The 23785-nt window shown below is 39.8% G+C and carries 20 protein-coding genes; 8 read left to right on the top strand and 12 right to left on the bottom strand.

The features are described from left to right. Window positions 1-18: 18 nt before the first annotated feature. The 9 genes from I6J02_RS13710 to xpt form a co-directional block, all read right to left on the bottom strand. On the bottom strand, window positions 19-1179 hold the full coding sequence (locus tag I6J02_RS13710; RefSeq protein WP_201678438.1) for a TIGR03364 family FAD-dependent oxidoreductase: 1161 nt from the start codon (window positions 1177-1179) through the stop codon (window positions 19-21). Window positions 1180-1194: 15 nt separating this feature from the next. Further along, window positions 1195-2544 carry a DUF5690 family protein gene (locus I6J02_RS13705; protein WP_201678437.1) on the bottom strand — a complete coding sequence of 450 codons (1350 nt, stop codon included), beginning with the start codon at window positions 2542-2544 and terminating at the stop codon, window positions 1195-1197. Between the two features lie 5 nt (window positions 2545-2549). After that, window positions 2550-3227, bottom strand: coding sequence for an HAD hydrolase-like protein (locus I6J02_RS13700; protein WP_201678436.1), 678 nt, complete (start codon window positions 3225-3227; stop codon window positions 2550-2552). A 384-nt stretch (window positions 3228-3611) separates the two neighbouring features. Next, a complete protein-coding gene (locus tag I6J02_RS13695) occupies window positions 3612-5426 on the bottom strand; it encodes a RagB/SusD family nutrient uptake outer membrane protein (RefSeq protein WP_201678435.1) in 1815 nt (604 codons plus the stop codon). Window positions 5427-5441: 15 nt separating this feature from the next. Beyond that, complete coding sequence (locus I6J02_RS13690; RefSeq protein ID WP_236581891.1) at window positions 5442-8804, bottom strand: SusC/RagA family TonB-linked outer membrane protein; 3363 nt, start codon at window positions 8802-8804, stop codon at window positions 5442-5444. 258 nt (window positions 8805-9062) lie between these two features. Beyond that, window positions 9063-10163 (bottom strand): FecR family protein, encoded by a 1101-nt coding sequence (locus tag I6J02_RS13685; RefSeq protein ID WP_201678433.1) that lies wholly within the window; start codon window positions 10161-10163, stop codon window positions 9063-9065. A 62-nt stretch (window positions 10164-10225) separates the two neighbouring features. Next, entirely contained in the window at window positions 10226-10771 is a 546-nt protein-coding gene (locus I6J02_RS13680; RefSeq protein WP_201678432.1) for an RNA polymerase sigma factor, read from the bottom strand. A gap of 259 nt (window positions 10772-11030) precedes the next feature. Next, the gene (locus I6J02_RS13675; protein ID WP_201678431.1) at window positions 11031-11612 is read right to left on the bottom strand and encodes a helix-turn-helix domain-containing protein; all 582 of its coding nucleotides are present in this window, start codon (window positions 11610-11612) and stop codon (window positions 11031-11033) included. A 450-nt stretch (window positions 11613-12062) separates the two neighbouring features. Then, window positions 12063-12632 carry a xanthine phosphoribosyltransferase gene (xpt, locus tag I6J02_RS13670; RefSeq protein ID WP_201678430.1) on the bottom strand — a complete coding sequence of 190 codons (570 nt, stop codon included), beginning with the start codon at window positions 12630-12632 and terminating at the stop codon, window positions 12063-12065. Between the two features lie 258 nt (window positions 12633-12890). Between xpt and I6J02_RS13665 the strand changes: the two genes are divergently transcribed. From I6J02_RS13665 to I6J02_RS13645, 5 genes are all read left to right on the top strand, one after another. Continuing rightward, a complete protein-coding gene (locus I6J02_RS13665) occupies window positions 12891-13922 on the top strand; it encodes a L,D-transpeptidase (RefSeq protein ID WP_201678429.1) in 1032 nt (343 codons plus the stop codon). Between the two features lie 66 nt (window positions 13923-13988). Further along, a complete protein-coding gene (locus tag I6J02_RS13660; RefSeq protein WP_236581890.1) occupies window positions 13989-14741 on the top strand; it encodes a murein L,D-transpeptidase catalytic domain family protein in 753 nt (250 codons plus the stop codon). Between the two features lie 215 nt (window positions 14742-14956). After that, a complete protein-coding gene (locus I6J02_RS13655; RefSeq protein WP_201678428.1) occupies window positions 14957-15496 on the top strand; it encodes a GNAT family N-acetyltransferase in 540 nt (179 codons plus the stop codon). After that, complete coding sequence (locus I6J02_RS13650; protein WP_201678427.1) at window positions 15489-16064, top strand: pentapeptide repeat-containing protein; 576 nt, start codon at window positions 15489-15491, stop codon at window positions 16062-16064. The genes I6J02_RS13655 and I6J02_RS13650 overlap by 8 nt, the downstream gene beginning before the upstream one ends. Before the next feature lie 22 nt (window positions 16065-16086). Further along, on the top strand, window positions 16087-16302 hold the full coding sequence (locus tag I6J02_RS13645; RefSeq protein WP_201678426.1) for a DUF6965 family protein: 216 nt from the start codon (window positions 16087-16089) through the stop codon (window positions 16300-16302). A gap of 103 nt (window positions 16303-16405) precedes the next feature. Here I6J02_RS13645 and I6J02_RS13640 read toward each other — a convergent pair whose 3' ends face one another. Both I6J02_RS13640 and I6J02_RS13635 read right to left on the bottom strand, forming a co-directional pair. Further along, the gene (locus I6J02_RS13640) at window positions 16406-19603 is read right to left on the bottom strand and encodes a TonB-dependent receptor (protein WP_201678425.1); all 3198 of its coding nucleotides are present in this window, start codon (window positions 19601-19603) and stop codon (window positions 16406-16408) included. An 88-nt stretch (window positions 19604-19691) separates the two neighbouring features. Further along, window positions 19692-20327: a helix-turn-helix transcriptional regulator gene (locus tag I6J02_RS13635; protein WP_201678424.1), complete on the bottom strand. Its 636-nt coding sequence runs from the start codon at window positions 20325-20327 to the stop codon at window positions 19692-19694. Window positions 20328-20402: 75 nt separating this feature from the next. Here I6J02_RS13635 and I6J02_RS13630 point away from each other — a divergent pair, with 75 nt between their 5' ends. The 3 genes from I6J02_RS13630 to I6J02_RS13620 are packed head-to-tail and all read left to right on the top strand — an operon-like array spanning window position 20403 to window position 22107. Beyond that, a complete protein-coding gene (locus I6J02_RS13630) occupies window positions 20403-21023 on the top strand; it encodes a superoxide dismutase (protein ID WP_236581888.1) in 621 nt (206 codons plus the stop codon). Continuing rightward, entirely contained in the window at window positions 21020-21517 is a 498-nt protein-coding gene (locus I6J02_RS13625) for a DUF2480 family protein (RefSeq protein ID WP_201678423.1), read from the top strand. The genes I6J02_RS13630 and I6J02_RS13625 overlap by 4 nt, the downstream gene beginning before the upstream one ends. 8 nt (window positions 21518-21525) lie before the next feature. Continuing rightward, window positions 21526-22107 (top strand): NADPH-dependent FMN reductase, encoded by a 582-nt coding sequence (locus tag I6J02_RS13620; protein ID WP_201678422.1) that lies wholly within the window; start codon window positions 21526-21528, stop codon window positions 22105-22107. Window positions 22108-22481: 374 nt separating this feature from the next. On the opposite strand, the gene I6J02_RS13615 is transcribed toward I6J02_RS13620, so the two are convergent. After that, the gene (locus I6J02_RS13615) at window positions 22482-23783 is read right to left on the bottom strand and encodes an acyl carrier protein (RefSeq protein ID WP_201678421.1); all 1302 of its coding nucleotides are present in this window, start codon (window positions 23781-23783) and stop codon (window positions 22482-22484) included. Window positions 23784-23785: the final 2 nt, after the last annotated feature.

Raw genomic sequence — 23785 nt, 5'->3', positions numbered from 1 at the left:
TACGGGGTTCATATACTATCACACCTGAAATATATCGGCAATACTGGCTTCTGCATATCCTGCGCTTGCAGTCATGCCTTTGCCTCCTATACAAGTCCGGATATGTATACGTTCATCGATATTGTATTCCAGAATACCGTCTTCATGTTGGGCATAAAAACCAGCCCAGCTGCTGGCAAGCTGATTGACATCAAAATTAACTATTCGCCCGGCCTCTGCTAGCATCAGCTCGTTGATACGGGAATCTAAGGAAAAACCTAAGTCATCAAATCTCGAACCAGAGGAATACTCATGTGAATCTCCAATAATAATACTGCCATCCGGAGCCATCTTAAAGAGTATATGTATGCCGTATTTCTTAAGTTCATCATAATGTGCAGGCGTAGCTATTTTACCAAAAGACGGGCAATTATCTGCAAAACTCTCATATCTTCTTATCGTAAGACCTGTCAGAATATTTCCGTTAAGACCAATATCTTTTAATGGTTTTGTGCGCATCATCTGCAATTTACTGATAACCTGTCCGCTGTTTTCAAATAATTCCTTAAAAAGGAGTTTAAATTCATATCCACAGCATAGAATTACTTTATGAGCCTGGAGTTTTTCACCGTTCGTTAATACCACTTCTGCAGTCGAACCCGTTACCGCACAATCAATAACCGGCGCATCAAATCGCAACGTATAGTTTTTAAATTTCACTTTCAGATATTCCTGTAATCTGCGAATCATCACCAGTGGTTCGACACTGAGCTCCTGTTCAAAAAACAAGGCTTCTCTTGCATACGAATCTTTTATGGCCGGGTATTTATCAGTTACCTGCTGCTTATTTAATAATTGCTGCGAATAACCCAGTGTATCATAATAGTTTTTTAGTTCATGCAGGAGTGTCTGCTCATCTTCATCAGAAGCAATATATACACTTCCGTTACTGCGTACAGAAAGATCAAATTCCTGTTGGATTTCCTGATAGATATCCAACCCTCTCACTCCATATCCAAACCATTTACCAGACATTCCGGACGGAACTACCTGACCAAAATTGCGAACAGTGGAGCCTACCGGAAAATTATCCTTTTCCAACTGGAGTACTTTTTTACCAAGCTTCAGGGCATGATAAGCATGAAAAGTACCCAGAATTCCCCCGCCAATAACAATTAAATCATAAGATTGATGTTCCATTATTCTTTTTCTTTATTAAAATTTAGTAGAAATAATACTTCGGCTGAAGTGTTCATTTACATTTAAATCCTGCGTTTGTATAAATATATTCTTTTTTGATTTTGTTTTATTTGCAAAGTAAATCCATGAAGCTATCACACAACCTGCACCTATGACAGCCATCACAAATACCAGCTGACTAAAATACATAGCCCAGCTGATTTCAACAGGGCTGAATTCCTTGATGACAAGAATTGAAAGACTTCCCAGGTATCCGATAGAATCGGCCAGATACATAATAAATCCTATATTCCCTTTTACATGAAAATTGGCAATCATACGTTCAAAGAAAATGGCATTGTAAGGGATATACGCCATGTACAGTCCCAAACCTACTGCGCTCATCCAGGCCACACCTCCGATATACTGTCTGTCAAAAAAATAAGTAGACAATCCGGCAATCAAAAATCCACAGAAAATCAACAGATGAATAAATTTAAAAGCTTTCAGATTGTCTTTTACCAATATCAAGAGACTGATTAAGATCAGCACAGCAATGGATATCAATCCATCTACCTTTGCATATATATGATTATCCTGTACATGGATCATCTGCCATATTTCGACCTCAAAATTATCCCGTATATCCCGAAGAGCTGTCAGCATCACATAGATCAAAATCGTGATAATGATTCCCGGCAGAAAAGCCATCAGAAATTTTCTGCGTTGGAGCGCATTCATAGGCTCTCTTTTGGTTCTTAGCCTTTCATCCTCTGCTGTTGGCATGGGAATCATTTCCAGACAAAATACACTGATCAGAAAGGGCAACATAAAAACTAACCCGGTACAGAATGGCATCCAGAATTCATTAATCGAAAATAACTCCATCAATGTCCGTCCTACAGTCTTGACAAATCCCGAAGCAAAGATCAGACTGACAGACATGACAGCTCCCATGAACTCTGTACTTTTACGTCCCTCCAAATAGCTGAAAACTAACCCCCAGATCATTCCTAACGGAAAACCATTGACAGCCAGACACAGGATATTATAAGGTGCGGGTATAAGTGCAAATCCAAGTAGACCCAGCCAGGAAATACCAATTAAAGTCAACAGATACTTTGCTCTGTTCTTGCCTTTCGATTCTGAAATAAAACGTATACCATAAAACTTACTGCACATATAGCCCAACATCTGTACGACAACAAGCCAAACCTTATAATCCAGTCCCAAAAATTCAGCTTCGTGAAATGTGGCTGCCGCAAAAGATTTCCGGAAGGCGTACATACTGGTATAACAGCTAAAAGCTGCCAAAGCCGCAAAAACGGAAACTATCATATAATTCCAGTTTGATGCTTTGTTTCGTAAGAACGTGAGCAGTTTCATAACTATTACCGGATAATAGGTAAGATATCGGCGATAGAATCGATAATATGTGTCGGTCCGTATGGTTCAAGCTCGCTTCGGGAAAAAGAGCCTGTAGTAATGCCAACCACATATTTACAACCTGCCTGGAGCCCCTCATTTATATCTACTTCCGTATCTCCTACTTTAGCTACTTCTTCTGCAGAATGAATTCCGAATTTATCCATCATCCTGTAAATCATATAAGGATAAGGACGCCCGGCCTCCACCTCATCGCTGGCCACCATGATATCTATTTTGTCATTCCAATCCAGTCTGTCTATGATAACCTGTGCAATATCTTTTGAAAAACCGGTATCCAGCCCGATGTGTACACCTGAAGAACGAAGCTGCTCAAAAGTTTCTTCAACGCCTGGCAAAGCTTTGATATCCGGTGATGTATGATAAAAATCCAGCATCAGCGCAACAAAATCGTCATGAATAATATCGATTAATTCATCTGTAATTTTCGTTTTATCCTGCTCATGTTTTTCCAGCATCATACGTATCGCTACAGGTTTTTTGTATCCCATAATAGGGTTTACATCTTCCACACTAACATTATAGCCTTGCTTACACATAGCCTCTGTAAATGATTGTCCAACATAATTTTTGTCTTTGACCGTAGTTCCGGCCATGTCGAATACAACGAGTTTAATTGCCATCCTTTGTTTTTATTAATACTTTGTTTTAAAAGATTCATTCAGTAGGCGCTTATTAAAAAAGCGTTTAACTGCATTTCAAAAATAAAATTCAGATATTACCTAAAAACTAAACTTTTGTTAAGTATTTGTAAACAAATAAAATTAACAAAAATGCCTTAAACAAACATTTAAACAATATTTATCCAACCAAAATGACACATAAAACCGAATATGTTTACAACTGTTAAACATAAAAAAATGCATACTCCTGACAATGTTATCTGGAATATGCATTCATTAACTATACAGGTCATCAAACCCAAGCAATTGAAAAAAATACGACTAAGCATACAGGAATCAATCTGGAAAATTATTCTGAACCGATCCCTGTAGCCTCATCAGTACTTACCACCCAAGTGTCTGTACCAGATTGCTTCCTTCCAGTACCAACTGACTATTGGCCACCGGATAATAGTAATACTTAGGTTTAACAAATTCTTTCTTTTTGTCTCGTGCTATTGTAAACATAATATGACCGCTGTTCCCGTTTTCGAGATAGATAGTCGTATTATTACCATTCGCATCTTTGAGATAGTATAACGTGATGTTCTTTAATTCTGCTTCTGTAAGATGACTTATCGGTCCTGTACTGGTCGCTGACTCCAATATGGCGATATCTACTTTACCGTCTCCGGTTACATCCATAGGTCCTAATGCTTTTACATACATTCCCTGTTGCTGATCTGCAAGCCGCTGCCCGACTTCCCATCTGAAAACATCTCTGTATCGCTGACCTTCGCATGCCAGCTCTACACGTCTTTCCCTACGAATTTCCAGGATAAGACCAATATCACCTTCATTCACATTGCTGTAATAAGCTTGTTGTTTGGGATCTATTAATGCACTCACCTGACTGAGAATCATATTCGGCATACCTACCCGGGCACGCAACTGATTGACAGATTTATCCAGATCAGCCTGATTATTCAGAATGCCCAGCTCTGCTTTTGCTTCAGCAAAAATCAATAATACCTCAGCATATCTGAATACAAATGCGTCTGTATATGCCGCTTCCCAGCTGATCATATCCGCTACTTCCGGATAAAATTTTATCTGATTGTATCCGCCTAAGGTCGGTTTAAGACGATGAGGAGCAGTAGCATTTACAGCCTGAAACCCGGGTTTCATAAATGTTTGCTCAAATCGCGGATCTCTGTTTACAAATACTTCATCAATATTTTTCGTTTTATAATCCGGCTGGTCCGTAAAGCGACTTCCGTCTTTCATCAGATAGCTCTCCATGAGTGTCTGGCTTAAAGCCCATTCGTAGTCCAGTACCGTATGCGCATTTCGTCTACGTCCCAGATCTTTATCGTAATCGATGAACAAAATGGTTTCCGGATTGGCCTGCAAATTCTGACTGATAAAAAGATCGCGGTATGCCCGATTTACTCCTCCGGTTTTACTGATCTGAAACCCGCCTTCATTTATTATTTTCTCTGATGCAGATACCGCTCTTTCCAGAAATTTCTTGTAACTGTCTTTCAAGCCCAGATAGGTATGGTATTTTCTATATGTACCTTCCTGTAATGCAAATTGTGCTAACTGAGCCAAAGCTCCCCATCTGGTAACTGTTGATTTATGTCCGTCAGGCTTTATATTCGCTGCTGCAAATTCAAGATCCGCCATAATGGAATCTACAACCAGGGCACGGCTATCTTGTTTTTTATTAAGCAGTTCACTATCTCCTGTACCCATAGTACTGCCATACCACGGTACATCATTATACGTATTGACTTTATCTATGTAAAACCGTGCTCTGAAAAATTTAGCTACTCCCACATAATGATTGACATCTTCTGCTTTTGCATTTTTTACCCGTCCGTAGTTTTCCAGAAAAAAGTTGATATTCCGAAGTCTGGTCCAACTCCATACAGCTGCATTCTGAGGTGTAACTCCTCCCCTCATTATTTCATCAATCGTACTTCCTGAATTGTAATGGGCTAAGTTGTCCGTACCTAAATCCGCAATAGGTGCATCCAGATATCCGTAAAAACCATCCGTATATGTCTTTAAATCTGTAATACTAGTAAAAAACACCTCTGGTGTAATAGATGTAGTCGGATATCTATCCATAAAATCATCATTACAGCCTGTCATCAGAGACAGTATTCCAAGCAAAGCGCCTCCTGCTATTATCTTTCTTATTATATTTTGCATGATCGTGTTCCTTTTTTAGAAAATAAAATTTAGGCCTAAAGAATAAGTTCGCTGAAATGGATAAGCCGTTCTGTCTCCTACGATTTCCGGATCCAGATAGTCCATGAGTTTGGTAAATTCAAACAGATTTTCTCCGCTTCCGAATATACGTATGCGCTCTACTCCCCATTTGTCTGTCAGATATTTGGGTAATGTATACCCTACAGTCACGTTTTTAACACGCAGATATCCTGCATTCTGGATATATTTGGTCTGCGTTGCTGCTAGTTCGATTCCACTTTGCTCAGCAACATAAGATTTTGGTCTTGGCAGATAAGCATTAGGATTTTCCGGAGTCCAGTGGTCCATATTAAATTTTGTCAGACTAGCCCACGGTTGTGCATAAATACCCCAGAAGTAATGATCTCCCCCAGACGGATAATAATTTCTTTTACCTACACCTTGCAGAAATACGCGAAGGTCAATTCCGTTCCATGCTGAAGTCAGATCTAGACCATATGTGTACCGCTGTCTGGAATTACCAATAATTTTATAATCACCGGGATTAGCAAGTGTCCAGTCGCCACGGTTTACTTTGCCATCTCCGTTGATATCCGCAAACTTCAGATCACCTGGTTCGAGTCCACGCGTTCCCGGATAAGAAGTGACATCATACTGATTCGCATGGGCTGCAATTTCTTCTTTAGACTGGAAAAATCCTAAAGTGGTCAATCCCCACATTTCTCCTATTTCCTGTCCTACGTAATAATCGTTCAGATTATTCTTGGGATTATTGTATTTTTCAATAAATGCTCTGCTGTCTGCCAGATTAAATCGTGCAGAGAAAGAAAGAGGCTTATGTCCGAGCATAAATTCTTTATTATAGCCCAACGTCAGCTCCCAGCCTTTGGTCATCAGGTCTGCTGCATTCTCAACTGGCACACCTACTCCAAGTACAATCGGTAAAACACGGCCTGCTGTCAGCATGTCTTTTGTATACCTTCTGTACATATCAAAGGATCCGAAAAAATGATTGTTAAACAGGCTGACGTCTACCCCGAAATTGGATTGTGTAATCGTCTCCCAGGTAAGTGTTGAGGATACCAAACCGGGACTACTCACAATTGGAGGACGTTTGCCATCCAGAATTACACCTGTTCCTTTTGGCATATTAGCGATATACGGATAATAATTATCCTTAAGATCCTGATTAGCCAAAGATCCGTACGAAGCCCTCAGCTTAAAATTATCAATCGTTTTTTTAAGGGGTTCAAAGAATTTTTCCTGAGAAACTACCCAAGCTCCGGAAACGGACGGATTAAATGCAAAGCGATCCTTTTTAGGGAATCTGGATGATCCGTCATACCGCAGATTAGACTCCACTATATACTTATCTTTATAGGAATAATTTAACCTTGCAAATCCTCCTCTTACCGCCCAGGCATAATCGTAGGCTCCTACAGTAGGGATTTCTCCTGTTGCCAGACCAATAGTAGGAAGAGAATTGGAAATTAACTGATCTCTGGATGCAGAAAACCCTTCATATATACGCTCTTCCTGATTAAAACCAAGCATGACCGAAAAATAATGATCTTGAATTGTCTGCTGATATTGCGAATAGATATTGTAAACATTGTAACGAGTCTCATCACTATTATTGGAAGCCATACTGTTAAAATTCTGGCGATTTAATATTCCCGGACCCGTACTAAACTGTAGTGGTAACTGATAGAAGTGACTTTTACCGGAAACTCTCCGGAATGTAGCATCTCCATTCAGACTCCAGACGCCTTTGATAAAGTCTATTTTCGCACCGAAGCTACTCTGGAAATCATTTACCCGCTTAATACTTCTTCCGCCTTCCGCAACAGCACCTATCATATTGACTCCTGCCTGCGTATACGTTCCGTCAGGATTGTAGACCATATCCAGAGAAGGCTGACGGTTTACATTATGCCAGTACAGATAGCCCTGGTCTATTGCAGACGGCTGATCATATTTATCATTTGTATACGTTGTATTATTTGATAAGGTAAACCAGTCCGTTATTTTATAATCACCTTTGGCTCTGAAGTTGTAACGGTCGTATGTATCAGGGCTAATTCTGAGCATACCGTTCTGTCTGAAATATTCCCCTGAAATATAGTAAGATGAACGTTCATTTTTTTGGGAGATACTGATATTGTTCGTATAAGAAGGCTGTGCATCTTTATAAACTTCTTTAAACCAGTCTGTGGACCCCAGATAGATATAAGCATTCGGATTCTGGGGATCTGTGATAACACGTGGCAAAGAAGGATTTTCACTTAGCTGCTTCCCATATTCCAGCATTTTCTCATCATACAGATTATACCAGGGTGCAGACATTATATTCCGGTACTTCATGACTTCGTACGGGTCATCTTCAATCTGTACAGAGCGGGTAATCGCTTTTGCAGCAAAAATAGAATTTGCAGCAATCTTAATATTTGCACTAGTCCCTGCTTTGGTAGTGACCAATACAACTCCGAATGCAGCTCGGCTACCGTAAATCGCAGCAGAAGCCGCATCTTTGAGTACCGTTACACTAGCGATATCCATTGGATTCATACGGTTCAGTTCATCATTGGTTGTAGGTACACCATCGATGACAATCAGCGGACCTCCTCCCGAAAGCGAAGTATATCCCCTCACATTGATCTCAGGAGAACTGTTGGCTCTTCCGCTGGTAGGCGTAATATTCAGATTGGCCATCGCACCCTGCAAGGCTGTTCCGACATTTGTAATCGGACGGCTATCTAAGAATTTTTCACCAATCTGGTCCACGGCTCCGGAAAGATTCACTCTTTTTTGTGTACCGTATCCTACTACAATGACTTCTTCCAGATGAGATTCTTCAGCTTCCATACGCACATTGATCTCATTTTTACCGGCTACGACTACCTGCTGGTCTTTGTATCCTATAAAACGAAACAGGAGTATTCCCTTTTCAGGAACCCGGATGGAGTACCTCCCATTGGCATCCGTTTTGGTCGAAAGACCGGCGACTCCCAATACAGATACTGTAACTCCGCGCATGACACCAGTTGAATCACTGACAACTCCGGATACTTCATTATCTGTTTTTTTTCTTTCTTTGATGACAATAGTGCCTCCCAGAATCTCGATGGCTAAATTCCGATCTTTAAGTGCACGATTCAGCACGACCCGGACATCCGATTCGGAAGCAAATACATTGACGCGCCCCGCACGCTCCAATAATTTTTCATCATAAAAGAAACGTAGCTTCGTTTGTTTGGTTATCTCCTGAAGTACATTTTCTATTCTTGCGTTTTTCATGGAAAGACTCACTTCCTGCGCATATCCTGATGCTCTGGCCCCTAGTGTACACAGCAGGACCAGAATACAAATTAACTTCATAGTTAGTAGGACTTTAAAAACAAGTGGATTTGATCGACTTCTCCAGTCAACTTGTTCTATTAATGGAGAAAAAAAATTCATAACTTTGAATTGTTAAAGGTTAAAAAATCAATAGAATTCACATTTCAATTAAAAAATTGCCTTTTTCAATACAGGGGGTGCTCCAACACCTCCTTTTTTTATTGTAAAGGCACTAAGTCAGATAGGTCAGATTCGATTCATATTTTTGTGGTTTGGGTTAATAATTCATATCATTTACTATTTCACGATGACTTTACGTCCGTCTATTTCAAATCTGCGTTGTGTTGCTGATGACAGGATATTTAATACTTCAGACAATTTTGCCTCTCTGCTGATAGCACCTTTATATGTTGTATTTACGAGTAAAGATTCGGCATTTACGATTTCAACATCGTACCATCTGGCCACCTCCTTGATAATTTCTGACAGATTATCGCTGTCAAAATAAAATTCACCACGCTGCCAGGCTGTATTTTTTTGAATATCTGCTGGGGAGACTGCTACTTCACCATCCTTTATGAGTGCTTCATTTCCGGGAGATAAGAAGGTTTCCTTTTGACCGGAAATAATCTTAACCTTTCCTTCTACAAGTGAGGTACTGATCTCATCTGTATAGGCATTCACATTAAAGCTCGTGCCCAATACTTCTATTACAGATCCGTTCAGCTCTATGCGGAAGGGTCTGTTTGCATCCTTTGCAACATCAAAATAGGCTTCTCCGGATAATTTTACTATACGCTGGTCTGAATCAAATACTGTAGGATACGACAGTACCGAGAAAGAATTAAGCCATACATTTGTACCATCACTTAAAGTCAGCTTATATTTCCCTGCTTTCGGAACTTCTACTGTCAGTAATCCGTTTTCTGCAGTCGAATGCAGGTTGTGATCACTCACCGAATCCATTGCTGTCTCACGTTTGCCATTGGGGTAAGTAATAACGGCATAAGAAGAACCGGGCATAATATCATTTTTATATTGCCCACTGGAATCCGGAATTAAAGCCGCCAGCTCCACCGTTTGGGATGTATACTTACTTTTCCAGTATATCCCAAATAACCCTCCCATGACAACAAGCATAACCGCAGCAACAAGCAGACGCTTCCAGGTAAAGAATCCTGAAGATGTTAGTGTATCTTCTTCCCGCTGTATCTGATCAAGGATTACCGACTTTGACCTTTTGAGGCTGTCGGTACTATCCTGCTCTGCAGAAGGCAGTTCATCCTCAAAAGAATAAAACCATTCTATTACCTGTTGCTCCTCTTCAGGAGTACATTGACCATTCAGATATTTCTGTAATAATTTTTTAGCCTGCTTATTGAGGTTGTCTTCATTCATACAACCTTATAACCTGACTAAACAGAGAAAAGTACCGAAGAAAAATAAAAAAAATTAAAATATTATTTGACAAGTATTCTGAGCCGTGACATGGCCAGGGAAATATTGTTTTTGACGGTTTGCTCAGAGATTGATAATTGGGAGGCAATATCTTTTATGCACATATCTTCTCCTCTGCTGAGGTTAAATATGGAGCGCATCGTGACCGGCATTTTCTGCACTTCATCTTCCAGTAATTTGGCCAGTTCCTGAGCCATTAATTTATCCTCCGTATTGTGCAGACAAATTATATCCTTTTCTGCTTTGACCTGTAATTGTTCAAAATGCTTTACCCGCTTTTCACTTTTGACCATCCAGTCGATTACTTCGTAACGTGCAGCTTTGAAGAGATAAGGATAGATCGAATCTCCTACTTCTATATTTGCACGTCTGTTCCATAATGACAGAAACACCTCCTGTAAGATATCCTCGGTATCTGTAACGGAACGTGTTCTTTTCAGGATAAAACGAAAAAGAATATCCGAGTACCTGTCAAACAAAATTGAAAAGGCTTGTGTATTGTTCTTTTTAATTGCATCGAACAATTCTTTATCAGACCACGTATTCATGACTTTCCATCCCAAATTTAAGTATTCTTTAGTGTGAAATTATGTATTATTCACAGCACAAAGTTATAATTGTAATGCTAAGCTAATGTTAAATCAATGTTTTTCCAAAAATAATTGTATACGGGCGGATGAGACCGGCGTGAGAAGTAAAACAGTAGAATATAGTTCTTTCCTTAGCCAGAATAATTATTGAAAAAGATTATGGTCAGTTGTGGCACTAAGTTTATAATGAATAACTATTTTAATGGCTGCTTAAAGATCAGGTTTTATCCTGTTCAAAAAAATACACAATCAACATACTTGCTTTTTGTGTACCCGGATTACGCGGGGAATGAGACAGTCTTCCGTCAAAGAGTATAGAATCTCCTTCTTTGAGATGTACAACCTCATTTTCAAAAATATATTCAACCTCTCCTGCCAGAATATACTTGTACTCAAAAGCCTCTGTAGTGACCATAGGACGGTTTGCATCCGGCTCTAATTCCAGAAGTACAATATCCATTGTCGAATTGACGATGGAGGTGGTAAAGATCCTTCTGTACATAAATCCCAATGCATGTTCTTTTTCAAAGGGCTCATATTGTTCTTTACGTCGAACGATAACTGGACCTAAATCTCCATCAGATGTAAATCCTTTAAAAAATTCTGTAAGGTCAATCTCCAGCGCTCCGATAATATTGATCAAAACCAATAATGAAGGAACAGTCCGGTTATTTTCAACCTGAGAAATTAAACCTTTACTCACTCCTGCTCTGTCGGCCAGATCCTGTATAGTAATACCTTTTCCTTTACGTATTTCTTTAATTCTTGAACTTATCTTGAATATGGTGTTATCTTTCATGTATGTTTAATTTATTTTTTAATACCTGCTCTTCAACCAACAGTTACATTCGCATTTGTTTACGTTTGTCAAATCTATGTTACAGGAATATTTTCATATTTTAAGGCATCTCTTCCAAACATAATAAATAAAATCAAAAAACGGGCCCTACCTGCACGCATAAAAGGCTTAATAAGAGCTAAAAAAGCCAATATTAACAGCAATTTAACATGTGGCTAACAGAAAAAAATCAACCGTTCTTTTTATTCTTCTGAAAATCAATATCATGTTCCAAAAACTATGTTAAATTGTATTTAACGCATACTATTCGGAATATACTACCCGTTATATACACAAAGATTTATTTGTCCGACCAAGTATAACAGGTGCAAATAATATATCATAAACGGAAAGCCCGGACAGTATCGATACTGTCCGGGCTGTTTATATTAGAAAGATACTGTCAATTTCTTATCCGAAAACAATGTGTCCGTCACCCAGCTCTTTAATTTTTGCGAGTGACTCTACCTGTATATCCGGAATTGCCCTTAGCAATTCTCCTCCCTTTTGAAAAGATTTTTCGATGATAAATCCCATTGCCAGCAACGTCGCTCCGGCTTCTTTGACCAGGTCATAAACACCTGAAGCAGCATTGCCGTTTGCCAGGAAATCGTCAATAAATACAACTCTGTCTGAAGGTCCCAGAAAGTCACGGCTTACACAGATATCATATGTCTTGTCCTTAGTAAAAGAGTAAACCGAAGACACCAGCATATTTTGCATAGTTTTAGGCATTGCCTTTTTAATAAATACAACAGGGAGCTCCAGCAGATACCCCAGCATAATAGCGGGTGCAATACCACTTGCTTCAATGGTGATAATCTTATTTACAGGAAGATGGCCAAAACGTCTTACAAATTCTACTGCGATCGATTTCATCAATACAGGATCCATCTGATGATTTATAAAACTATCTACTTTCAGGATACCTCCTGTAAAGCTCTGCCCGTCCTTTAAAATTCGATCTTTCAATATATCCATATCATTTACTCTATTATAGTACCTTTTATTCTTTTCTCAGGTACTTATTCGATGAAAAATGTTGCAAATATACAATAATCCAGATACGGGATTATGGATCAGGATACTTTAGCACACTTTTTGTATATCTCAGCTATTACAAATTCATCTTTGGTTTACTCGGATTATTTGATTTTGCTTTGAAATAAAAAAAAGTGGCGGTATATTGAATTAAAAAAACAGGCACATCAGGATGACTTAGCAACAGCTATCTAAATTATGAAACAAACAAAACAGGTTTATTTAACTTTTTACCTCATACTCTTATTATCTTCATGTACCTCTAAAAAGAGTCCTGAACAAACGCAAGAAAACAACAAAAAGGATTCACTGGAACAGGTAGCTAAAATGCAAAAGGAAGCCGAACGGCAAAAGCCCGTTGAAGCTGCAGATATCAATCTGAAAAAAGAGTTTCTCTATGACAAACACAGTCTGGAAGATACTTATCCATACAAGGATACTACCCGTAATTTTCAATGGGATAAGATAAAAGAACGCCTGGCATATGTCGTCAATTTTCAAAAGAAAACCGGACAATATGCTATCCTTCAGAACTATAAAAACAAAAACAGAGAAGCTCCTGTTGTCAAGCACTTTGAGCGTAACGCTTATACCCGTGTATCCGATTCTCTGGGAGTGGAGCGCTATCAGTCAGCCCCATTATATGTTGTCGGTGAAACGGACCAACCTATCCGATACGGAAGAGACGGCTCATTGGTCAGACTCATGAGCAGCGATACACTGGATATGGTCAAGATCGAAGGCATTTCATTTGACGGAATCTGGGATGTTCCCAAAAGGTATGTCAAAGCCATCAGTGATTCCACGACTTTCAATCATGTGGTAGTAGTAGATGTGCGCAATCAGAATATATGTACATTAGAAGGCTCAGGTAAGGACTGGACTATACGGAGTATGAATCCGGCCACTTCCGGCAGACATAAACCGCCTCATGCTCAGGAGACACCTGTAGGTTTGTTTATGATACAGGAACACAAGTCCAAAATGTTTTATTACAAGGACGGGACAACCACTATTGATGGCTTTGCACCTTATGCGAGCCGTTTTACCAACGGAGCATATATACATGGCATACCCGTCAATAAACCCGCTACAGCTATTATTGAATACAGTGCCTCGCTGGGAACAGTTCCCCGTTCACATATGTGTGTCCGCAACGCTTCTTCACATGCAAAATTCGTCTATAATTGGGCTAAACCCATGAATGCACTGGTCATAGTGATAGATTAACGTTATTTAACATTTTGAAAATCATATTATTACTACCTTTGTAGTGGAAAATTGTGATTTTGTGTTATGATTAGATTTTTGTATATTTTCTCGTTAGTATTGTTTACCTCGTCATCAGCATCTGTTTATACAGGTAAGCATATTGAAAAAAAAACCGTTGTAAAACCAATTAAAAAAGTATCTCCTGTTCAACAACTGTACGCCAGCATGCATCTGGAGCCTATTCTCAAATTAGAGGCTTTTGAGCAAGCTATGCGCGGACGGAGTATGTTGTCAACAGACAACAGGGACACGATGACGATTATTGATTTTACACTCCCTTCAACAGAAAAAAGACTGTACGTACTTGATCTGAAAAACAGAAAAGTACTTTATCACAGTCTGGTGTCGCATGGCCGCAACAGCGGCGAAAAATTTGCGACTTCTTTCTCCAACCGCAACAATTCGTACCAAAGCTCGCTGGGTTTTTATGTTACAGAGAAGACATATCAGGGTGGTAACGGGTATTCGCTTGTGCTGAATGGTCTGGAAGAAGGAATAAATGACCATGCAAAAGAAAGAGCTGTAGTAATGCACGGTGCTGATTATTGCAGTGAAGCGGTCATTGCCTCTACCGGACGTCTGGGTCGGAGTTATGGATGCCCGGCACTTCCGCGCGAACTTAATGCAGAGATTATCAATACAATTAAAGATGGAACACTTCTTTATATCTATGCGGATAATCAGAATTATGCAGCTAAAAGTGATGTTCTTAACCGTGAATCTTCACTGATTGCGCAAAGGGATATTGAAAACAATGAAAAACATCATTTAAATTAGCATAGCTTCTCAAGGGGTATGTTTGAAGATGTTAAAATCAATCCGATTTCAGAAATAGTCTGGACTATGGATTTATTTTAGCATCTTCTTTTTTGGATGTAATATTCCAAATAGGTCAAATTCCTCTACAGAACTATTTTCTTCACTGAAAATCGAACAGCATTTTGGGCTGTTCTGAAAGGATTTGTATCTTTAGTGCTTAACACTATGCGTATATGATCCGGCTGGTTCCGTTCCGACAATCCAACTTTGAGCAATTAATTCAAATGGTGCCAAGTGAAGAATTACTGGTACAATTTGCCGGCACTATTTTTTCATTTCCACTTACCGTTCCACAATTAGAATTCTATCTAGGTGATCCTGACAGACTTGCTTTTGCAGTCTACACGTTGTCTGAAAACAGATATATAGGTCATGCAGAATTGTACAAGAGCGAACAGCTTCAATATAAGATCTGCAGAATATTAATCGGTACATCCGAAGACAGAGGAAAGGGCTATGGTTCTGCATTGATTCATACCTTATGCAGCTATGCATTCTGCGATCTGCAGGCCGAAGACATCGAGCTAAACGTATTTGACTGGAATACGGCAGCCATACACTGTTACCAGAAGAACGGGTTCTCCTTTCGACCTGAAAAGGATAGAATCATAGCATCATCTGCCGGACAAATACTGAATTCTCTGAATATGGTATTAAAAAAAGAACTATTTAACAAATCAAATCAAGCTAACACAGATCTATCCCATGAGTGAACATTATATACAGGATGAAACTTTTGAAAGAATGGACTATACTTCCCTTGCGCTGGCAAAAAGAGAATATGACAATTGTACATTTATCAACTGCAATTTTGCGGAACAGAATCTTTCGGGATTCAAATTTATAGACTGCAGTTTTAAGCATTGTAATCTGAGTCTCGTCCTCCTGGAAAAAACAGCACTACGCGATATCCTGTTTGAGGATTGCAAAATGATAGGCATACGCTATGAAAACTGCCTTGATTTCGGACTCGCCTTTTCATTCACTCGATGTCAGTTACAGCATTCCTCCTTCTATGGACTGAATCTTAAGAAGATAGTTTTTAAGGAATGTTCCCTTCAGGAAATAGATTTTTCGGAGAGTGATCTTTCCCAGTCAACTTTTAAAGATTGTGATCTGCTAAGGGCCAGTTTTTATCATACCAATCTGGAGAAAGCCGACTTAAGATCAGCTTACAATTATTCAATCGACCCTGAAAATAATAAACTTAAAAAAGCCAGATTTTCAGTTTCAGGAATAGCCGGACTACTGGATAAATATAATCTTCAGATTGAACATTAATTGACACATATCTATTGCTTATTTGGCTATATTTGTGGCTATGGATGCAGCTGAACTAAAACAGTATTTTTCAAGCCGAGAACTACCTACCGAAATCCGAATAGCCTCACACATGGTGGTGACAAATATTCCCGAATTTTTAAGAATAAGCTTTATATGCGTGGATATGTGGGAAAAAGATGTAGAAAAATGCCCTTCGTGGGTACGTTTACAACTGCTTAAGGAAGCATTGGAATAGTGAACAATTTATCTCCCTTATTACTCTCCTGTATTTAAGAACTTATAAGAATCAAAAAAGCACGTCTTTGCAGACGTGCTTTTTTGATAAAGATCATTATGGATTAGAATCCGTAGCGTAAGCCCAACTGAAACTGGTAGGGATTGCCCGAAGGATTGACAATTCCGGAGTTGTTTACACGGTAATTGAACTGTTGTTTTGTAACATCAAATTGAGGTACAGCAGCTGTTCCTGTTTCTTTATTCTCAGGTATTCCCAATGCATACAGTGCCTGTGAACCCAAAGATTCATTGACACCCCAGTCTTTCTTAAAGAGGTTACCAAGATTAAAAATATCAGCTGATACTTCCAGTGATTGTGTACGTCCAAATTTGATTTTCTTCGCAATACGTAAATCTACAATTCCGTAGAAACCGTTTACACCGCCGTTACGCTCAGCTATTTTACCTGAATATTTCAGGATATAATCTTTGAGGCTCTGACTCGCATTCGGATTATTCAGGAGATCATTTAACCCGGCCGCAACATTGGCTGCTGTGTTGGGACTGTTCGGATCAAATATGTAAGCAAGATCGTTCGTATTAGATACAAAGTCACCGTTGATATTACCACCCGCAAGTAAGCTGTATCGTGTACCGCCGATTCCGGAGTAACGTACACCGACACTCACGCCGTAGAAAGTAGGTAAGGTACCATAGAATACCACTTTATGTCTGAACTGGCCGTTTGAATAGCTCATTTTACTCAGATCACGGGGATCATCTTTTACAGGAAGAGAAAGAGTTGCTGTATTTGCGACGTTACCATTGTAAGAAGTATTATCTTTTGTATCATTCCACGTATAACTCAATGATACAGAGCCGTCCTGAAAGTATTGATATGATCCATCCACGACTACGGCGAACTGATTGATTTTACCTTCACTGTTCAATTCCAATACACGGCCAAATTTGTTACTGATACGCCCTTGTTTCCAGTCAGCAGCACCATTTACAATTGCTGTAGCCGGCACATAAACGCCACGGTTGTCTTCATTCGCTAATCTGAAGAACGGATCTGCGACCATATTGCGGTCTACATACATGTAGTTATTACGACCTAATGTCGCAAAACCTGTCACTCCTACTTTTATACGATCATTGATGAATCGGGTGTAGGAAAGATTGGCTTTGTATACAACCGGAATCTTTGCATTATCGGAATATGTATTGATGGTTGGAACCTGAAAAGCTTCCAATGTGGGAATACTACCCGGATTCTGACGATAGGCATTAAAATCCGGTCTTGGTACATCCGCACCTCGTACGTCTACAGTTGCAAAATGCTTTCCATCAAAAGTCAGGTTGTTGATGGTCATATAGTTGTTGATGTCTGACGCAAAGATACCTGCTCCGAAACGGAGGAAGTCAGTTTTGTTTTCATTGACATCCCAGGTAAACTGTACGCGCGGTTGTACTACAAATGATTTCAGCTTATTATCAGTGCGAACTCCTACTTCAGAAAGTAACAGTTCATTCAAAGGTGAAGTCGGATAGTGGCCATAATCCAGACGAAGACCTGCTGTCATATCCAGACCTCTTGCAAGTTTGGTCTGCATCTGTCCATAGATACCGGCATTAAAGATAGATCCGGTTACCGTTGGATCAGCCATTAAAGGTACCTCACGATAGAATGCATATGGAGTCAGGTTATCAAAGTTTTGCAATGCCGTAAACTGATCACTTGGTCTGAACTGAAAACGTCCGTTAACTTCACTGCCATAAAGGGACTTCGCATGCGTATACATAAGGTCTACACCAAATGTATAGTTTATTTTATCCGTACTTAGATACACGTTATCCACCAGTTGGATTACATTATTTGTAAATCCTTCCTGCGCAAAACGGTGTCCTCCCAGCTGCACATTAGTCGCCAGAGACTTTCCGTCGACAGGAGAAGCGATATTCTCAACAATAGCTCTTGGAATATTAGCTCCCGGAAGCTGATCACCAGGGCTACTTTTTTGGTAAGTGTAGAGATGTTGTACTTTTAGTTCATTGGTCAGTCGTGGTGATAATGATGTACGCAAAGTTGCCAGCAAACTGTTATCTATGTTTTTATCATTCCCGTATGATTCAAACATATTAATAGCTGTATTATCTTCCAGTCCTAATTTGTTTCTGTCGTTGGTATAATTGTCTCGGATAGTCAATAAATTTTTCTCATTGATCTGCCAGTCTATACGTGCAAATACCGCATCTGAGCCGCGGGTTTTGTCAAATGATCCGTATTGTGCTCCTTCTCCCAGACCATATTTATTACGACCTATATTTACAAACTGATCTAAGGTAGCACGTGTAATATTAAAACGACTTTCGTCCGTTGCAGATTGTACATCAGCGATAATCAGAGGACGCGCATCTCTTTGATGATCCCAGGCTACAAAAAAATGAAGTTTATCTTTGATAATAGGACCTCCCAAAGTAAAACCATACTGATACGTAGAAAACTTATTACTGCGTTTGTTACCACGAATATCATACGGACTGGATAACCAGTCTGCACGAGCATATGTCCAGGCACTTCCGCTCAGTGTATTGGTACCAGCCTTAGTCACGGCACTCACTGTACCCCCGCCACTTCTTCCATAGGTCACATCATACTGATTGGTAACCACTTTGAATTCACGGACAGCTTCGATTGAAATAGAATATGGTGCACCACTACGGCTGGTAGTAGAACCTGCAGAAGTCGGATTTTTTGCAGTCATACCGTCGATGGTAAAGTTAGTGGATGAACCTAATTGACCTGAAAGATTATCTCCTCTGCTTAACGGCGAAAGATCCATAAGAGAAGTAAAATTACGTCCGTTCACCGGAAGTTTTGCGATATCTTTTGCAGATACAGCTGTAGCTGCTCCGAGATTCTCGATCTTATTTTTCATAGAATTGGCGGTCACATCTACGATATCCAGTGTATTACTGGATTCTTCCATCGGAATGACAACGCGAATGATATCTCCCTGATTAAGCATAAATCCGTTACGGACCTGCTCACTATATCCTACATATGTAGCTCGTACTACATAAGGGCCTCCCAACGGAAGTTCTTTAAATGTAAAATCGCCGTTAGCTGTTGTAGATGTTTTGGTGTTGAATCCTGTAGATTCGTTTCGGATCTGTACAGTCGCTCCTGCTACTGCATGTCCTGCCCCATCTGTAATCTTTCCGGAAATACTGGCTTGTGTCGTTTGTGCCATGACGTCATAATGACCCCATAACAATAAGCATAAAATAGTAAGTAAATATCCTTTCATATACATTGTTGATTGATGGGGCTAAAATAGTTGCAGCGTATTAACTTATGACCACCAATAGATTAACAAATGATTTAGAAAGTGTAAAGAAATCTTACTCCTTTTGTTTAATGAGATAAGCGCAGCGGCGAGCTCCTGCTACTATATGGCTAATACGATTTACTGATACCTGTGTACCCAGTACAGACTGAAAAGTATTAAGCTCATTATCACAGAATCCCTGACACTGTGAAGCGGCCGCACAGATAGGACAATGATTTTCGATAAACAGATATTCACCATCTGCTTCGCTTCTGTATTCGGCCATATACCCTTCCCGCTGACGAATATCGACAAGTGCTTCTATACGCGGTTCGAGACCTCTTATCCCTGTAAGATGTCGTGTGTAACGGTCCAGAATTTCTTCCCCGTTAGCTTTTATGACTTGCTCTAATGCTTTTTCGCCTAATGTCTCCCGGATAGTACGAATAAGATTAACAGTCAGATCTGCATGTGTATCCGGAAAACGGGATTGTCCTTTGGAGGTCAGTGCCCATATTTGTTGTGGACGTCCCCTTCCTTTTGATTCCGTAGTAGACTCTACCAAACCTTCATTCGCCAGTTTTAACAAATGGAAACGTGCGCCTTCAGTAGTCACTCCCATCTCTTTGGCCAAAGCAGTCAACGGAAGTGCTCCTTTGGTTTTGAGTATCCAAAGTGATTTTTCATTATCCGGCAAATTATTATTCATAATAAACAAAGTAATTATTTGGTTTAATAAACAAAGTTAATACCTTTGTTAAACAAAAACAAAATTACAAAAATTATGGCTTATCAATTACCGGCTCTGCCTTACTCATACGATGCATTAGAACCTTACATCGACAAGGCAACCATGGAAATCCACCATGACAGACATCATCAGGCTTATGTAGACAACCTGAATAAAGCTCTTGAAGGTCAGACTACTCCCGAATCTTTAACAGCTTTACTGGAAAATATCAGTAACTATTCTCCTGCTGTACGCAATAATGCAGGTGGTCACTACAATCATGAATTATTCTGGAATATTCTTTCTTCTTCGGCTCAGACACAACCACAGGGAGCACTTGCAGATGCCATTCTGGCTAATTGGGGTTCTTTAGAAAATTTCAAAGAACAGTTTGGTCAGCTCGCAATGACGCGTTTCGGCTCTGGTTGGGCCTGGTTATATGTCAAATATAATGGCAGTATTGCTATTTGTTCTACTCCTAACCAGGATAATCCACTAATGGACATTAACAGCACAGACAGAGGATTCCCGATAATGGGAATAGATGTGTGGGAGCATGCTTATTACCTAAAATATCAAAACAAAAGAGCTGATTATCTGGCTGCTTTCTGGAGTATATTAGATTGGGAAGCGGTATCCCGCAATTATGATACTATACGTGACAGAAAATCATGACAGGAGAAATTGTGAACAAGGTGCAGCAGTCAGGTATCATCGGTCTCGATCTTATGGATTATGCACCTCAGGTATCTTTTATACAACTGGACATCAAAGATATGTTGTATATGGGGATGATGCTCAAAGAGAAGGAATTCAGGGAAAAACTGCAGCAACTGGATTTCTCTATATTCAAAGGTAAAGCCGTCACTATTATGTGTTCTTCGGATGCCATCGTTCCACAGTGGGCGTATATGCTGCTGACAACGTTACTGCGCCCTTATGCATTCAGTCTATCCTTTGGTGAAGAGGATCATCACTATCAATCACTTTGGACCAACGCCATTACATCTGCCGACTTTACTCATCTCAAAGGAAAAAAGGTAGCTGTCCGTAACGATATCAAAGTCCCCGAAGGAATCTATATGGCCGTTACATCCAGATTATTACCGTTGGTTTCCGGACTTATGTATGGGGAAGTGGGAATGCCAAAAGTCATTTACAAAAAATAATAAAGGTTATGAACATACTTATTTTTAACGGGGCTCTGGAGAGAAGACCATCTTCTACCTCACATAGTATCATTCAATTTTTACAACAAACACTGGAAAAAAATGGGATCCATTCTACCGTATTCAATCTGGCAGGATCTGCCATACCTCTATTTGATTTTACTCTTTCTAAAACACCGGTCGCTGTAGAGATTATGGCGCAGCAATTCAGAGAAGCTGATGCGCATATCTGGCTCACCCCACTCTACCATGGCAGTATGACAGGAGTGATGAAGAACTGTCTGGATTGGTTAGAAATATCAGCGAAGGAACCCAAACCTTACCTGACAGACAAAATGATCGGTCTTATATCATGGGCTGATGGCGGACAGGCACTTCAGGGTATTAATGCTATGGATGCTATCGCTAAATCTTTGCGTGCCTGGCCTGTACCTTTCAGTGTACCGATCGTAAAACCGTTATTGTTTGAAGAGGGAGTGCCCGGGCAGATTACTAAAGTATACCAGCAAAAGCTGCAGCTTCTGACCCGTATTCTCATCAGCAAACAGATATCAGCAAGATCTCTGCAGGATAACGATGTTATACTTTAACATCTCTTAACATTTCGATACACACTATAGTGATTCTGACAGCGTTATAGTAGTGTAAAAAATGACTTTTCATAATTTAGGTTAATAATTGATAAGATCCTCATTCATCACCCCGGTGTTTGAGGATTTTTCATTTTTCCCTTTTGTGTCTTCACTAATAAGGGTTTCAACAGTTGGTGGGGACAGCAACTGGCTCAGGAAAGTTTCCCTATGCTAAAGATCCTTTATTTTCCATTTTCATTTGATGATGTTCTCACCAGCAAAGTAATTATTCCGTAAATCAGGTTCTAAACGCAGATCTTAAAATAAAAAAAGAGAGCCTGAAGTTAGTTCAGGCTCTCTTTGCTCATAATCCGTATCCGGGCATAACTTACTTAAAACAGTTGATATAAAGCATGTATATCCCCTTTCTTCAGCTTAATTTCCCCTTTCAAAACCGACCAGTCGGCAGTTGTTCTTATTGCACTCAAAGTGATATTTTCGATATGATTCCATGCCGATCCGGAATCCTTTTTTACAAATATTCTGTGCCAGCTATCTTCACGCAAATGCAGATAGAAGTAATTCGGCACATTATTTCTGGTATCTGTAAAGTCTGCAGGAGTTCCGGTATTTAAAGCTATCAGATCACCTTTCACCTGCTTTTTGAATTTGTAGAACATCTTTTCAGGCAGATAAGCCGCTAAATGAGGAGATGAACGTATGACAAATTGCAGATCCGGCACCTCAGCTTCTCTGACCTCCTTCTTCTCCGACATCTCAAAATTATCATCCAGATCATAGGTCACAATTGTATCGATCTGTTTTACAGGATCTTTCTTCCATTGCATATCTACATATCCCCCAAGATATTTGGAAAGTGTATCCACCGGAATCTTATGTTTCTCCAGACTGTCTTTATATTGGTTTAAAACAGGTCTGAGATCAGCGTTTAACCATCCATAGGCTACACTTGACGTATCCAGCTGACGTGCTGTTGCCTGCTCCGGTGCATGCCATAAAGCGGTATATATATTACCTTCCAGTTTGATATTCCCATTATAAAAGTTTGTCTTTACAACAGATTTATTCTGCAGATCTGTATACAGCAGATCTCCTTCCAATGCATCTAACTGCATAGATTTGGCAGTGGTGAGATTTTTAGTATTCTCTAACAGATCACGCATTATGGTAAGACGGTCTGCCGCTCCCAATCCGAATCCAACTACAAATCTGTCCTGACTGAATAAAACCGCAGAACGTTGGTTTCGTGCCTGTACAAAATAGAATTGGGTTCCTTCCACTAATACGGGTTCCAGCGCAAAATTGACTTTCAAAAATTTAGCAAAAGCCTCCTTATCTTTCAGTGACTGTATAGTATAGTAGGTATTTGGATCATTCTGTAGTGAAAACAGATAGACATTCGCCGGGATATCCCATCCGGATTCCCAGATCTTAATCCGCTCCAGGCTATCTCTTTTTGGTTCTTTTTTACCACCAAAGTAAGTGCCCGGATGAATCAATGCATTTTTCGCAAGTGAAGTCAGCATCCGGTCAACAGAGATACGGACTACAGCTTTACTCTGCACATGTATCTGTGCATCTCCCGAAGCAGATTGCCGCACAGTCAGATACCCCCACACGCCCAACACTACTACAATAATCACAACCAAAATCCATAGGAATACCTTTTTCATGC

This window comes from Sphingobacterium spiritivorum (assembly GCF_016725325.1).
GTDB lineage: Bacteria > Bacteroidota > Bacteroidia > Sphingobacteriales > Sphingobacteriaceae > Sphingobacterium.
The sequence above is the reverse complement of the archived record's forward strand: the minus strand, read 5'-3'. Positions and strand labels throughout refer to the sequence as shown.

Coding starts and splice junctions, on each gene's coding strand:
- I6J02_RS13710 (WP_201678438.1), bottom strand. CDS start 1,179: ATGGAACATCAATCTTATGATTTAATTGTTATTGGCGGGGGAATTCTG.
- I6J02_RS13705 (WP_201678437.1), bottom strand. CDS start 2,544: ATGAAACTGCTCACGTTCTTACGAAACAAAGCATCAAACTGGAATTAT.
- I6J02_RS13700 (WP_201678436.1), bottom strand. CDS start 3,227: ATGGCAATTAAACTCGTTGTATTCGACATGGCCGGAACTACGGTCAAA.
- I6J02_RS13695 (WP_201678435.1), bottom strand. CDS start 5,426: ATGCAAAATATAATAAGAAAGATAATAGCAGGAGGCGCTTTGCTTGGA.
- I6J02_RS13690 (WP_236581891.1), bottom strand. CDS start 8,804: ATGAAGTTAATTTGTATTCTGGTCCTGCTGTGTACACTAGGGGCCAGA.
- I6J02_RS13685 (WP_201678433.1), bottom strand. CDS start 10,163: ATGAATGAAGACAACCTCAATAAGCAGGCTAAAAAATTATTACAGAAA.
- I6J02_RS13680 (WP_201678432.1), bottom strand. CDS start 10,771: ATGAATACGTGGTCTGATAAAGAATTGTTCGATGCAATTAAAAAGAAC.
- I6J02_RS13675 (WP_201678431.1), bottom strand. CDS start 11,612: ATGAAAGATAACACCATATTCAAGATAAGTTCAAGAATTAAAGAAATA.
- xpt (WP_201678430.1), bottom strand. CDS start 12,632: ATGGATATATTGAAAGATCGAATTTTAAAGGACGGGCAGAGCTTTACA.
- I6J02_RS13665 (WP_201678429.1), top strand. CDS start 12,891: ATGAAACAAACAAAACAGGTTTATTTAACTTTTTACCTCATACTCTTA.
- I6J02_RS13660 (WP_236581890.1), top strand. CDS start 13,989: ATGATTAGATTTTTGTATATTTTCTCGTTAGTATTGTTTACCTCGTCA.
- I6J02_RS13655 (WP_201678428.1), top strand. CDS start 14,957: ATGATCCGGCTGGTTCCGTTCCGACAATCCAACTTTGAGCAATTAATT.
- I6J02_RS13650 (WP_201678427.1), top strand. CDS start 15,489: ATGAGTGAACATTATATACAGGATGAAACTTTTGAAAGAATGGACTAT.
- I6J02_RS13640 (WP_201678425.1), bottom strand. CDS start 19,603: ATGTATATGAAAGGATATTTACTTACTATTTTATGCTTATTGTTATGG.
- I6J02_RS13635 (WP_201678424.1), bottom strand. CDS start 20,327: ATGAATAATAATTTGCCGGATAATGAAAAATCACTTTGGATACTCAAA.
- I6J02_RS13630 (WP_236581888.1), top strand. CDS start 20,403: ATGGCTTATCAATTACCGGCTCTGCCTTACTCATACGATGCATTAGAA.
- I6J02_RS13625 (WP_201678423.1), top strand. CDS start 21,020: ATGACAGGAGAAATTGTGAACAAGGTGCAGCAGTCAGGTATCATCGGT.
- I6J02_RS13620 (WP_201678422.1), top strand. CDS start 21,526: ATGAACATACTTATTTTTAACGGGGCTCTGGAGAGAAGACCATCTTCT.
- I6J02_RS13615 (WP_201678421.1), bottom strand. CDS start 23,783: ATGAAAAAGGTATTCCTATGGATTTTGGTTGTGATTATTGTAGTAGTG.